Source organism: Xanthomonas sp. LF06-19 (genome assembly GCF_034105425.1).
In the GTDB taxonomy this organism is placed as follows: domain Bacteria; phylum Pseudomonadota; class Gammaproteobacteria; order Xanthomonadales; family Xanthomonadaceae; genus Xanthomonas_A; species Xanthomonas_A sontii.
The window spans coordinates 407,611-420,204 of sequence record NZ_JAXGGH010000001.1 but is presented as its reverse complement, the minus strand read 5'-3'; the positions used below and the strand labels follow the sequence as shown (position 1 = coordinate 420,204).

At 70.0% G+C, this 12,594-nt stretch carries 12 protein-coding genes; 10 read left to right on the top strand and 2 right to left on the bottom strand.

Annotation, left to right across the window (positions count from 1 at the left end; genetic code table 11):
• Window positions 1–2: 2 nt before the first annotated feature.
• Window positions 3–956, bottom strand: a complete 954-nt coding sequence (locus SLW55_RS01800) for a MoxR family ATPase (protein WP_150410543.1) — start codon at window positions 954–956, stop codon at window positions 3–5.
• 36 nt (window positions 957–992) lie between these two features.
• Between SLW55_RS01800 and SLW55_RS01795 the strand changes: the two genes are divergently transcribed.
• Genes SLW55_RS01795 through SLW55_RS01785 form a run of 3 tightly spaced genes read left to right on the top strand, consistent with a single transcriptional unit; the run spans window position 993 to window position 5,718 of the window.
• Window positions 993–2,837 (top strand): glycosyltransferase family 39 protein, encoded by a 1,845-nt coding sequence (locus tag SLW55_RS01795; protein ID WP_320744427.1) that lies wholly within the window; start codon window positions 993–995, stop codon window positions 2,835–2,837.
• Window positions 2,838–2,887: 50 nt separating this feature from the next.
• Window positions 2,888–3,874 carry a glycosyltransferase family 2 protein gene (locus tag SLW55_RS01790; protein ID WP_320744425.1) on the top strand — a complete coding sequence of 329 codons (987 nt, stop codon included), beginning with the start codon at window positions 2,888–2,890 and terminating at the stop codon, window positions 3,872–3,874.
• Complete coding sequence (locus tag SLW55_RS01785) at window positions 3,871–5,718, top strand: glycosyltransferase 87 family protein (protein ID WP_320744424.1); 1,848 nt, start codon at window positions 3,871–3,873, stop codon at window positions 5,716–5,718. Before SLW55_RS01790 ends, SLW55_RS01785 begins: the two co-directional genes overlap by 4 nt.
• A gap of 1 nt (window position 5,719) precedes the next feature.
• Here SLW55_RS01785 and SLW55_RS01780 read toward each other — a convergent pair whose 3' ends face one another.
• Window positions 5,720–6,292 carry a Maf family nucleotide pyrophosphatase gene (locus SLW55_RS01780; protein WP_320744422.1) on the bottom strand — a complete coding sequence of 191 codons (573 nt, stop codon included), beginning with the start codon at window positions 6,290–6,292 and terminating at the stop codon, window positions 5,720–5,722.
• 131 nt (window positions 6,293–6,423) lie between these two features.
• Between SLW55_RS01780 and SLW55_RS01775 the strand changes: the two genes are divergently transcribed.
• The 7 genes from SLW55_RS01775 (at window position 6,424) to fabF (ending at window position 12,456) form a co-directional block, all read left to right on the top strand.
• Entirely contained in the window at window positions 6,424–6,933 is a 510-nt protein-coding gene (locus SLW55_RS01775; RefSeq protein ID WP_010342480.1) for a YceD family protein, read from the top strand.
• Window positions 6,934–7,034: 101 nt separating this feature from the next.
• Complete coding sequence (gene rpmF, locus SLW55_RS01770; RefSeq protein WP_010342479.1) at window positions 7,035–7,229, top strand: 50S ribosomal protein L32; 195 nt, start codon at window positions 7,035–7,037, stop codon at window positions 7,227–7,229.
• A 97-nt stretch (window positions 7,230–7,326) separates the two neighbouring features.
• Window positions 7,327–8,310 (top strand): beta-ketoacyl-ACP synthase III, encoded by a 984-nt coding sequence (locus SLW55_RS01765; RefSeq protein ID WP_010342478.1) that lies wholly within the window; start codon window positions 7,327–7,329, stop codon window positions 8,308–8,310.
• Window positions 8,311–8,866: 556 nt separating this feature from the next.
• On the top strand, window positions 8,867–9,811 hold the full coding sequence (fabD, locus tag SLW55_RS01760) for an ACP S-malonyltransferase (protein WP_043092930.1): 945 nt from the start codon (window positions 8,867–8,869) through the stop codon (window positions 9,809–9,811).
• Window positions 9,812–9,902: 91 nt separating this feature from the next.
• Window positions 9,903–10,646, top strand: a complete 744-nt coding sequence (gene fabG, locus SLW55_RS01755; RefSeq protein ID WP_010342476.1) for a 3-oxoacyl-ACP reductase FabG — start codon at window positions 9,903–9,905, stop codon at window positions 10,644–10,646.
• 205 nt (window positions 10,647–10,851) lie between these two features.
• The gene (gene acpP / locus SLW55_RS01750; protein WP_010342475.1) at window positions 10,852–11,091 is read left to right on the top strand and encodes an acyl carrier protein; all 240 of its coding nucleotides are present in this window, start codon (window positions 10,852–10,854) and stop codon (window positions 11,089–11,091) included.
• 129 nt (window positions 11,092–11,220) lie between these two features.
• Entirely contained in the window at window positions 11,221–12,456 is a 1,236-nt protein-coding gene (gene fabF, locus SLW55_RS01745; RefSeq protein WP_026144355.1) for a beta-ketoacyl-ACP synthase II, read from the top strand.
• Window positions 12,457–12,594: the final 138 nt, after the last annotated feature.

The following is a 12,594-nucleotide window of genomic DNA, read 5'->3' as shown; positions in this document are numbered from 1 at the left end:
CGTCAGTCCACCGCGACGCTGTGCAGGATCGCCTTGGCCAGGGCCTGGCCGGAGGCCGATTCCTGTTCGGCCACCAGGCGATGCTCGGCGACGGCCACGAACAGCGCCTGCACGTCCTCGGGCAGCACATGGCCGCGGCCGAGCAGCAGCGCATGCGCCTTGGCCGCGCGCAGCAGGGCGATGCCGGCGCGCGGCGACAGGCCCACGCGCACGCCCGGGTGCTGGCGGCTGCGCGCCAGCAGTGCCTGCACATAGGCAACCAGCGCCTCGCTGGCGTGGATCTGCTCCACGCCCTGGCGCAGCGTGGCCATGTCGGCCTCGCCGAGCAGTGGCTGCGCCTGTGCGATGAGGTCGCGGCGGTCGCTGCCGCTGAGCAGCGCGCGTTCGGCCTCGGCGTTGGGATAGCCCAGCGCCAAGCGCAGCAAGAAGCGGTCCAGTTGCGAGTCGGGCAGCGGGAACGTGCCCGACAGGTCCACCGGGTTCTGCGTGGCGATCACGAAGAACGGCGACGGCAGCGGATGGGTGGTGCCGTCGAGGGTGACCTGCTGTTCGGCCATCGCCTCCAGCAGCGCACTCTGCGTGCGCGGCGGCGCGCGATTGATCTCGTCGGCGAGCAGCACGTGGGTGAACACCGGGCCCGGATGGAACTGGAACTGGCGCGACTGCGCGTCGTACACCGACACACCGAGCACATCGGCCGGCAACAGATCGGAGGTGAACTGCACGCGCTGGAAGCCAAGCCCCAGGCTCGCCGCCAGCGCATGCGCCAGCGTGGTCTTGCCCAGGCCGGGCAGGTCCTCGATCAGCAGATGTCCGCCGGACAGCAGGGCGACAAACGCCATGCGCACCTGTTGCGGCTTGCCCAGGACCAGCGCGTTGACCTGCTGCTGGGCGCGCGTGAGCGCCTCGCGCAACGTATCGGTTAGCATTTCCGGCAAGCGGAGCGGAGTAGGCATCGCAGTCTCGCAACGGTTTCAGGGAGTGTACGGGCAATGCAAGGGGAACAACGTGCACGCAGCGTCTTCATCGTGCTGTGGACGCTCGTCACCGCCGCCAAACTGCTGGTCGCCGCGCGCCTGCCGTTGTTCGTGGACGAGGCATTCTATTGGCAGGAAGGCCAGCATCTGGCGCTGGCCTACTCGGACCTGCCCGGGCTGACCGCGTGGCTGGCGCGGTTGGGCGTGGCGCTCGGCGGCGACCACCTGCTGGCGTTGCGCGCGCCGTTCCTGCTGCTGGGTGCGGCCGTGCCGTGGCTGATCGCACGCATCGCCACGCGCTGGTTCGGCGCAGTGGCGGGCTGGCGCGCCGGCAGCCTGGCCTTGCTGATGCCGCTGTCCGGCACCCTGGGCATCCTGGCGCTGCCGGACGTGCCGATGGCGCTGGCGACGATCCTGTGCATCGACGCCAGCGCGCGGCTGCTGCGCCAGACCGAGGCGCTGAGCGCGGTGGAGCTGGCGCTGGGCCTGGTCATCGGCGCGCTGAGCCATTACCGCTTCGTCGGCGTGATCGGCGTCGGCGCGATCGCGTTGCTGCTGATCCCGCAGGGCCGGCGCATGCTGCGCGATCCGCAGGTATGGGTCGCGCTGGCGTTGGGCATGGTCGCCTGGCTGCCGCTGCTGGCCTGGAACGCGGACAACGGCGAGGCCGGTCTCAAGTTCCAGCTGGTCGACCGCCATCCCTGGAGTTTCCAGCCCGCCGGCATCGCCTTCCTGCTGATCCAGTTGCTACTGGTCACGCCGCTGCTGGCGGTGGCGATGACCAAGGTGGCGCTGATGGCCACGCGCGGCGGCAGCAGCGGCACGCGCGTGCAGTGGCGGTATTTCGGCCTGCTCGGCGGGGTGTCCACGCTGGGCATCTTCCTGCTCGGGTTCTTCACCGACGCCGAGCGGGTCAGCTTCCACTGGCCGCTGCCGGGTTATCTGGCGCTGCTGATCGCCACGCCGGTGATCCTCAACGGCTGGAGCAAGCCGCTGCGCCGCGCCACCTGGTTGCTGGCCGGGCTGGGCCTGGTCGGTGCGTTCGGCTACTACCTGGCGGTGTCGGTGCCGGCGGTGCGCGCGCACACCGCCGGCGACAAGTACTACCCGCGCAACTTCGCCGGCTGGCGGCCGCTGGCCGACGCGGTGCGTCGCGAACTGGCGAGCATGCCGCCCGGCACCCAGGTGCTGGCGGACAACTTCAAGGTCGGCGCCGAACTCGGCTTCGAACTGCGCGATCCCAACATCCAGGTGCTGCCGCATCCGTTGAACGACAAGCACGGGCGCAGCGCACAACTGCAGCAGTGGGGTCTGCTCAGCGACGGCCACCGCGACGGTCCACGGCTGCTGGTGCTCTCGCCCAGCGACATGAAGTACCGGCTGCTGCTGCAGCGCTACCACGCGGTCTGCGACCTGGTCGGTCCGCTGCCGCCGCCGCGGGTGGTGTCCAGCGACCACGGCAGCCAGCGTTTCCTGCTGTTCGCGCTGCCGGCGCAGCGTGCGACCGGCCCCTGCACCACGCCGGCGATGGCCTGGTTCAACACCCCCGACGTGGACGCCAGCGTCGGCCGCCGCTTCGACGTGTCCGGCTGGGCGTTCAAGGACGGCGTGGGGATCGACCGGGTCGAGGTGCTGCTCGATGGCAAGGTCGCGGCGCAGGCGCACTACGGCGACGGCTACGACGTCACCAGGTTCTGGAAGATCTCCACGGATCCCAATCATCCGAACATCGGCTTCCGTGCCACCGTCGATGCCAGTGGCCTGGCACCGGGCACGCACTGGCTGGGCCTGCGCCTGCACGGCCGCGACGGCAGCGTCGAGGACTGGTGGGAACAACCGATCGTGCTGCGCCCGCACTGAGCTAGGATGGCGCGCCTTTCCACGCTGCCGCGCAGGACCGCACGCCGCCCATGTCCAGTTTCCCCTCCGATCGCCCCGCGGCCGTGCCGCGGATCGCGGTGCTGGTGCCGTGCCACAACGAAGCGGCCACCATCGGCCGGGTGGTGGCCGATTTCGCCACGCATCTGCCCGGCGCGCAGGTCCACGTGTTCGACAACAATTCCAGCGACGCCACCATCGCCCGGGCGCGGGCGGCCGGCGCGGTGGTGCGCGAGGTCGCGCTGCAGGGCAAGGGCAACGTGGTGCGGCGCCTGTTCGCCGACATCGAGGCCGACGTCTACGTGCTGGTCGACGGCGACGCGACCTACGACGCGGCGATGGCGCCGGCGCTGGTCGAGCGGCTGCTGCGCGACGGACTGGACATGGTGGTCGGCGCGCGCCGCAGCGACGAAGCGGCGGCGTACCGCGCCGGCCATCGCACCGGCAACGTGCTGCTGACCCGCTGCGTGGGCTTCCTGTTCGGGCGCAGCTTCGACGACATGCTGTCCGGCTACCGGGTGTTCTCGCGGCGCTACGTGAAGTCGTTTCCCGCGCATGCCGCCGGCTTCGAGACCGAGACCGAACTGGCGGTGCACGCGCTGCAACTGCGCATGCCGGTGGCGGAAGTCGACACTGCCTACGGCGCGCGTCCGGAAGGATCGCAGAGCAAGCTGCGCACCTGGCACGACGGCACCCGCATCCTGTTGACCATCCTGCGCCTGTTCAAGGCCGAGCGGCCCTTGCTGTTCTTCTCGCTCGGCTTCGGCGCCTGCGTGCTGCTGGCGCTGGCGCTGGCGGTGCCGCTGTTGCTGACCTATGCGCAGACCGGCCTGGTGCCGCGGTTTCCCACCGCGATCCTGTGTTCGGCGTTGGTGTTGCTGGGTGTGCTGCTGCTGGCCTGCGGGCTGATCCTGGACACGGTCACGCGCGGCCGCATCGAGGCCAAGCGCCTGGCTTACCTGGCGATCCCGGCCTGGCCGGTGGATGCGCAGGGCGCGCAGCGGAGCGACGCCGCATGAGCACGACCGTTGCTGCGGCGGCACTGCCGCGTCCGACCCGCCGCCAGCGCCTGCTGGCCGCACTGGACCGCCGCTTCGCCTTCCACAGCCGCGGCAACGTGATCGCGGCGGGCGTGGCGGTCGCGCTGCTGGGCGGACTGCTGTCGCTATGGCTGGGCCAGGACGCCAACTGGGATCTGCGCAACTACCACCTGTACAACGGCTACGCCGCATTGCACGGCCGCCTCGGCATCGATCTGGCGCCGGCGCAGATGCAGAGCTACTTCAATCCGCTGCTGGACGTGCTGCATTACGCGCTGTTCGTCGGCCTGCCTGCGCCGCTGGCCGGGTTCGCGATGGGCGTGCTGCACGCACTGGCGTTCCTGCTGCTGGCCGGCATCGTCTGGCAGGTGCTGGACCCGCGGCTGGACCGTGCGCGGCTGGTGCCGTGGCTGGCGCTGGCCGGGCTGTGCAGCGCCGCGTTCCTGTCCGAGTTCGCCGGCACCATGGGCGACAACACCAGCGCGCTGCCGGTGTTGGGCGCGCTGCTCGCCGCGCTGCACGCGCAACGCCGCCAGCAGGCCGCGGGGCAGGGCGTGGCGCTGGGCTGGTGGGCGCTGGCCGGCGCCCTGCTCGGGCTGGCGATGGCCTGCAAGCTGACCAACGCCCTGTTCGCGCTGGCCCTGGGCGTGGCCGCACTGGTCGCCGGCGGTCGCCCGCGGCAACGGATCGGCGGCGCCGCGGTACTGACCGCGGTGACACTGCTCAGCTTCGCGCTGCTGGCCGGGCCGTGGCTGCTGCGGGTGTGGCAGACCTTCGGCAATCCGCTGTTCCCACAGTTCAACAGCCACTTCCTGGCGCCGCTGGCGCCGCCGGTGGCGGTCAGCGACACGCGCTGGTTGCCGAAGACGCTGTGGGAGTGGCTGACCTGGCCGCTGCAGTTCTCGCTGGCGCCGAACCGGGTCAGCGAGGTGCGCCTGCGGCAACTGGTATGGCCGCTGCTGTATCTGCTGGGCCTGGTGGCGCTGCTGCGCTGGGTGCTGCGGCGTCCGCGTGCCTCCGCGCCGGCGGAGGTGGTCGCGCCGGCGTGGCGTGCGGTGCTGGTGTTCGTGGTGGTCGCCTTCCTCGCCTGGCAGGCGGCCTTCAGCATCCAGCGCTATCTGGTGGTGCCGGAACTGCTGGCGCCGCTGCTGCTGTGGGTGGGGTTGCGGCGGCTGCTGCCGGCGCGCATCGCCGCCCCGGCGGCGCGCTGGACCCTGATCGCTTGTGCGGCCTTTGCGCTGTACGGCTGGGGCGAGTGGGGGCACGAGCGCTGGGCGCGCGAGGCGTTCCGGGTGCAGGCGCCGCCGATGCCGCAACCCGAGCGCAGCCTGGTGCTGCTGGTCGGCGATGCGCCGGAGTCCTGGCGCATTCCGTTCCTGCCCGCGCAGGCAGCCTACGCGTCGGTCGCCTCCAATTTCCCGGAAACGCCGGCCTACGCCGCGCGGGTGCGCGAGATGCTGGCGGCGCGCGGGCAGGGCTACGCGATGTTGCCGGCGGAAGTGGATCGCAATGTCGAGCGCCTGCAGCGGCTCAATGCGGTGGCCGCGCGCCTGGGTCTGGATCGCGGTCCCGACTGCGCGCTGATGCGGCGGCTGGCGCATCGCCCGGTGCGCGCGGGCGTGGAGGTGGATGCCGGTCGCTGCCGCTGGGTGCTGCTGCCGGAACGGGCCGTGGATGTCGCCGCCGCGGATCGCCAGACCCAGGCGCTGGCGGCGCAGCAACTGGTGCGCTACGGCCTGGCGCTGCAGCCGGGGTCCTGTCAGATCTACCAATCCTGGGTCGGGCAGGCGCGCTTCCCGTACCAGTGGTGCCGGCTGCAGTGAGTTAGGGCAGCACGAAGCCGGCCTCGCGCAGCAACTCGGACAGCGCGATCAACGGCAGGCCGATCAGCGCAGTCGGATCCTGGGTCTGGATCGCGCGGAACAGGCTGATGCCCAGGCCTTCGCACTTGAAGCTGCCGGCGCAGTCCAGCGGCTGTTCGGCGGCGACGTAGCGGGCGATGGCATCGGCCTGCAGGTCGCGGAACTGTACTTCGGTGAGATCGCAGGCGTGCAGGGTGCGCGCGCCGCGCTGCAGGCACACCGCCGTGTGGAAGCGCACGCTGCGCCCGGACATGGCCGCCAGTTGCGCGTGCGCCGCGGCCACCTCGCCGGGCTTGCCCAGCGGCTGGCCCTCCAGCTCGGCGACCTGGTCCGAGCCGATCACCCAGGCCTCCCCGGCAGTGGCCGCGACCGCCGCCGCCTTGGCCGCGGCCAGTCGTTGCGCCAGCGCCAGCGGCGCTTCGCCGGGCAGCGGGGTCTCGTCGACCTGCGGGCGGGCGCAGTCGAAGGGCAGGCGCAGCCGCTGCAGCAGTTCGCGGCGGTAGGCAGAAGTGGAAGCCAGGATCAGCGGCGGCATCGGCGGTGGGCAGGGCGGCGGCGGGCCGGGGTCGGCAGTCTGCGGCGGCCGGCGCGGGCCGGCAAGGAAACCCGGGACCGGGCGGGGGCGGTTTGACAGCGGCCCCGGCAGTCCTTAACATTCTGCGGCTTATGTCCGCGAACGTGCCCGAACTGTTGGATGCCTGGCGGATGGTCGCAGCGCGCAGGGTCTTCGAAGACCGCCTGCCGCTCTCGGCGATGACCCGTCTGCAAGGCAGCCTGGCCGACACCGAAGGCGAATGCCGCTACACGCTGGAATTCGGCCGCGACGCTGTACTGCAAGTGTCCTATGTCGAACTGAAGATCGAAACCGAGCTGCCGCTGATCTGTCAGCGCAGCCTGCAGCGCTTCCTGCTGCCGGTGTCGAGCGTGCAGCGGCTGGGGCTGATCCGCAGCGAGGAAGAAGAAGCCGCGCTGCCGCCGGATCACGAGGCCTTGCTGGTGCCGGAAGACGGCATGCTGCGGCCGGCCGATCTGGTCGAGGACGAGTTGGTGCTGGCGGTACCGTTGGTGCCGGTGGCGCCCGGAAGCGAGGCGGTCGATCGCGACTGGCCGGCGACCGAGGAAGAAACGAGCAAGGTCAACCCGTTCGCGGCGTTGGCGGCGCTGAAGAAACAGTAGCGGTCGGTCCGCCTGCCGCTGCCTGAGGTTGTTGCCGGACGCGCGCGTCCTGCGCGACGTAATGACGACAGATGTAAACGAACCGAGTTTGGAGCAATCCCATGGCTGTGCAGAAATCCCGTGTCACCCCGTCCCGCCGCGGCCAGCGCCGTTCGCACGACGCCCTCAGCGCCAAGCAGCTGTCGACCGATCCGACCAGCGGCGAGATTCACCTGCGCCACCACGTCACCGCCGACGGTTACTACCGTGGCAAGAAGGTGATCGCCACCAAGACCGCGCAGGTCGAAGAAGATTGATCCGTGCCCGTCCACCGCGCTGCGGCGGACGGAGTCACCCATCTTCACAGGCCGCGCCGCACCGGGGCGGCCTGCGTAACAGGCAACAGGAACCAGCATGAGCAAGCGGATCTATTCCAGGATCGCGGGCACCGGCAGCTATTTGCCTGAAAAAGTGTTGACCAACGACGATCTGTCGCACATGGTCGACACCAGCGACGAATGGATCCGCAGCCGTACCGGCATCCGCGAGCGGCACATCGCCGCCCCCGGCCAGACCGCCGGCGACCTGGGCTACGAGGCCGCGCTGAAGGCCATCGAAGCCGCCGGCATCGATGCCGCCGAACTCGACATGATCGTGGTCGGCACCACCACGCCGGATCTGATCTTCCCGTCCACCGCCTGCCTGATCCAGGCCCGCCTCGGCGTGGTCGGCTGCCCGGCGCTGGACGTCAACGCCGCCTGTTCCGGCTTCGTCTACGCGCTCAGCGTGGCCGACAAGTTCATCCGCAGCGGCGACGCCAAGACCGTGCTGGTCATCGGCACCGAAACCCTCAGCCGCATCGTCGACTGGACCGAGCGCACCACCTGCGTGCTGTTCGGCGACGGCGCCGGTGCGGTGGTCCTGCGTGCCGACGAAGACACCGGCATCCTCAGCACCCATCTGCATGCCGACGGCAGCAAGAAGGAACTGCTGTGGAATCCGGTCGGCATCGCCACCGGGCTGGGCGACGGCACCGGCGACCCCGCTGCCGGCGGCATCCAGATGAAGGGCAGCGAGGTGTTCAAGTACGCGGTCAAGGCGCTCGACGCCGTGGTCGACGAGACCCTCGAGGCCAACGGCCTGGACAAGCACGACCTGGACTGGCTGATCCCGCACCAGGCCAACCTGCGCATCATCGAAGCCACCGCCAAGCGCCTGGAGCTGCCGATGGAGCAGGTGGTGGTGACGGTGGACATCCATGGCAACACCTCGTCCGCCTCGGTGCCGATGGCGCTGGACGTGGCGGTGCGTTCGGGCCGCGTGCAGCGCGGCCAGTTGCTGCTGCTGGAAGCCTTCGGCGGCGGCTTCACCTGGGGCTCGGCGCTGCTGCGCTACTGAGCCTGTTTCCGCGCCCGGCGCCGTTGGCGGCGTCGTGGCGCGCGATCGCGATCCGATGCCGGGCGCCGTGCGTCGTCGCCACGACGCGCGGCAATGCGCTCGCCGAACCCAATTCTCATGACGTCAGCGCGTCCGGCGCGTGCATCGCGGTGCGTGGTCGCGCGCGGCCTGTGCCGCGATGCGTCCGCGCCTGCCTTCCTTTCGCGACATCACGCCGCGCGCGAAAAGCGCGATTCGCCCAGCGTGGGTGACTGTGGGTGCGCGCTTTTTGCGTTGTCGCCTGGGCGTCCAGCCGCGCCCATCGGACATGCCCCTCGTTCCGCCTCTCCGCGGTGACGCGCTGCCAGCACCCTGGCCCGCGCGCACGATCGCAACGCCTTGCGCTGGCGCGCGTCCCGCGCTTCACGTGTGCTGTCGGCCTGACACCGGGCGCCGCCGAGCGAGGCGCGACCAGCGGCACGCGATGGGCCAGCCGCCATTTCACATACGCCCGGGTACAGACGCCCGGCCGGTTTCGCCCGTATCATCGCCGCTCGATTTTCGCAGGGCCGACCGCGTGACCGATTCCACACTCGCCTTCGTCTTCCCCGGCCAGGGTTCGCAATCGCTGGGCATGCTGGCCGAACTGGCCGAATTGCATCCGCAGTTGCGCGACAGCTTCGCCGAAGCCTCCGAGGGCGCCGGCGTGGACCTGTGGGCGCTGAGCCAGGGCGGCCCGGAAGAGATGCTCAACCGCACCGAGTACACCCAGCCGGCGCTGCTGGCCGCCAGCGTGGCGCTGTGGCGGCTGTGGCTGGCCGAGGGTGGGGCGCGTCCGGCGCAGCTGGCCGGGCACAGCCTGGGCGAATACAGCGCGCTGGTCGCCGCCGGCGCCCTGTCGCTGCACGACGGCGCGCACTTGGTGCGGCTGCGCGGGCAACTGATGCAGGACGCTGCGCCGGCCGGCGTGGGCGCGATGGCCGCCGTGCTCGGCGCCGAGGACGCGCTGGTCGAAGAGGTCTGCGCGCAGGCCGCCGGCAGCCAGGTGGTGGTGCCGGCCAACTACAACTCGCCGGGGCAGGTGGTGATCGGCGGCGATGCCGCGGCGGTCGACCGCGCGCTGGCGCTGCTGGCCGAGCGCGGCGTGCGCAAGGCGGTGAAGCTGGCGGTCAGCGTGCCGTCGCACACCCCGCTGATGCGCGAGGCGGCCAACCGCCTGGCCGAAGCGATGCGCGGGCTGGCCTGGCAGGCGCCGCAGCTGCCGGTGGTGCAGAACGCCGATGCGCAGGTGCACGAGGGCGTCGAGGCGATCCGCCAGGCGTTGGTCGAGCAGTTGTATCTGCCGGTGCGCTGGACCGGCTGCGTGCAGGCGCTGGCCGCCGGCGGCGCTACCCGCCTGGCCGAGTGCGGCCCGGGCAAGGTGCTGACCGGGTTGGTCAAGCGCATCGACAAGTCGCTCGACGGCCGCGCCCTGGGCACGCCCGCCGAGTTCGCCGGCGCGCGCGAGGCCTGGGCCTCCTGATCGCCGGTCGCCGCGCGGTGCGCCGTTCGCCCGCGCTGGTTTCCCTCCTTTCCCCCGGCGCCATGCGCCGTCCGTCTCCAAGGAAACGCAGATGAGCAAGCCATTGCAGGGCGAGATCGCGCTGGTCACCGGCGCCAGCCGCGGCATCGGTGCCGCCATCGCCGACGAACTGGCCGCGCAGGGCGCCACCGTCATCGGCACCGCCACCTCCGACGCCGGCGCGCAAGCGATCGGCGCGCGCCTGGCCGCCCACGGCGGCCACGGCCGTGCGCTGGACGTCACCGACGGCGCCGCGGTCGATGCGCTGATCGAGGCGATCGCCAAGGAATTCGGCCCGGTCTCGATCCTGGTCAACAACGCCGGCATCACCCGCGACAACCTGCTGATGCGGATGAAGGACGACGACTGGCAGGCGATCATCGACACCAACCTGACCAGCGTGTTCCGCACTTCCAAGGCGGTGCTGCGCGGCATGATGAAGGCGCGCAAGGGCCGCATCGTCAACATCGCTTCGGTGGTCGGCGTGACCGGCAATCCGGGCCAGGCCAACTACGCCGCGGCCAAGGCCGGCATCATCGCCTTCTCCAAGTCGATGGCCAAGGAAATCGGCTCGCGCGGCATCACCGTCAACGTGGTCGCGCCGGGCTTCATCGACACCGACATGACCAAGGCGCTGCCGGAAGCGCAGCGCACCGCGCTGCTGGAGCAGATCGCGCTCGGCCAGCTCGGCCAGCCGTCCGACATCGCCAACGCGGTGGCGTTCCTGGCCGGGCCCGGCGCCGGCTATATCACCGGCGAAACCCTGCACGTGAACGGCGGGATGTACATGCCGTGAGCCTGCGGCGCAGCGGACGCGCCTAAGTGGCTGATCGGCCGGCATTTGTGCAGTGCTGCAAGGGCCAGTCGGTTTCCACTACACTACCCAACGCGGCCATCGCAGCCCGATGGCGTTTTGTGAGTCCCTCACAGGAGCACCGCACATCCGTGTGCGGGGATCCTAAAACTCGAACCACCACTACTCCATCTGGAGCGATATCCCAATGAGCACCATCGAAGAACGCGTCAAGAAAATCGTCGTCGAACAGCTCGGCGTCAAGGAAGAAGAAGTCACCAACAACGCATCGTTCGTCGATGACCTGGGTGCCGACTCGCTGGACACCGTCGAGCTGGTGATGGCCCTGGAAGAAGAGTTCGAGTGCGAGATCCCGGACGAAGAAGCCGAGAAGATCACCTCGGTGCAGCAGGCCATCGACTACGTCAAGGCGCACGTCAAGAGCTGAGGCTGCGTTCGCGATCGCCTTCGGCGCCTGCGTGGGCCCGATGCGCGTGACAATCCCATGGGGCCGCGCATGCGGCCCTGTGTTTTTACAGCGTCAAGGCCGCGCGTATCGCGGTGAGGAGATTTCGCAATGAGCCGTCGTGTCGTCGTAACCGGCATGGGCCTGGTGTCGCCGTTGGGCAATGACCTGGCCAGCAGTTGGGAAGGGATCGTCAACGGACGCTCCGGCATCGGCCCGATCACCCAGATCGATGCGTCTCAGTTCACCACCAAGATCGCCGGCGAGATCAAGGATTTCGATCCGACCAAGTTCATCTCGTCCAAGGACGCGCGCAAGATGGATTCGTTCATCCATTACGGCGTCGGCGCCTCGTTCATGGCGCTGGACGATTCCGGCCTGGAGATCACCGAGGCCAATGCCGAGCGCATCGGCGCGATCCTCGGCTCCGGCATCGGCGGCCTGCTCGGCATCGAGGAGCAGACCATCAAATTCCACGAGGGCGGCGCGCGCAAGATCTCGCCGTTCTACGTGCCCAGCACCATCATCAACATGCTGCCGGGGCAGGTGAGCCTGATCAAAGGGCTGAAGGGGCCGACCTTCTCCGCGGTCTCGGCCTGCGCCACCTCCAACCATTCCATCGGTACCGCGATGCGCATGATCCAGCACGGCGATGCCGACGTGATGCTGGCCGGTGGCGCCGAGCGCGGCTCCTCGCCGACCTCGGTGGGCGGCTTCTGCTCGATGAAGGCGATGTCCACCCGCAACGACGATCCTGCCGCCGCCTCGCGGCCGTGGGACAAGGAGCGCGACGGCTTCGTGCTCGGCGACGGCGCCGGCGTGCTGGTGCTGGAAGAGTACGAACACGCCAAGGCGCGCGGCGCGCGCATCTATGCCGAGCTGGTCGGTTTCGGCGCCAGCTCCGACGCTTTCCACATGACCGCCCCGAGCGAGGACGGCGAAGGCGCCGCGCGCAGCATGGTGGCGGCGATGAAGGACGCCAAGCTCAATCCGGACCAGATCCACTACCTCAACGCGCACGGCACCTCCACGCCGCTGGGCGACCTGGCCGAGACCCTGGCGATGAAGCGTGCGCTGGGCGATCACGCCTACAAGACCATGGTCAGCTCCACCAAGTCGATGACCGGCCACCTGCTCGGCGCGGCCGGCGGTGCCGAGGCGATCTTCTCGGTGATGGCGATCCACGCCGGCATCATCCCGCCGACCATCAACCTGCACGAGCCGGGCGAAGGCTGCGATCTGGACTACGTGCCGAACGTGGCGCGCGAGAAGCAGATCGACGTGGCGATGTCCAATGGGTTCGGCTTCGGCGGGACCAACGGGACGTTGGTGTTCAAGCGGGTCTGAGGGCCGGGATTCGGGAATAGGGAATCGGGAATCGTCACAGCCGGCGCCTCACTCCCATCGCGCGCGTCCATCTATCGGGCGGCGCGCGTGAGGTCGGCGCGCGTTGCTGTGGTATCGCTTGGAGCTTGTCTGGCGACG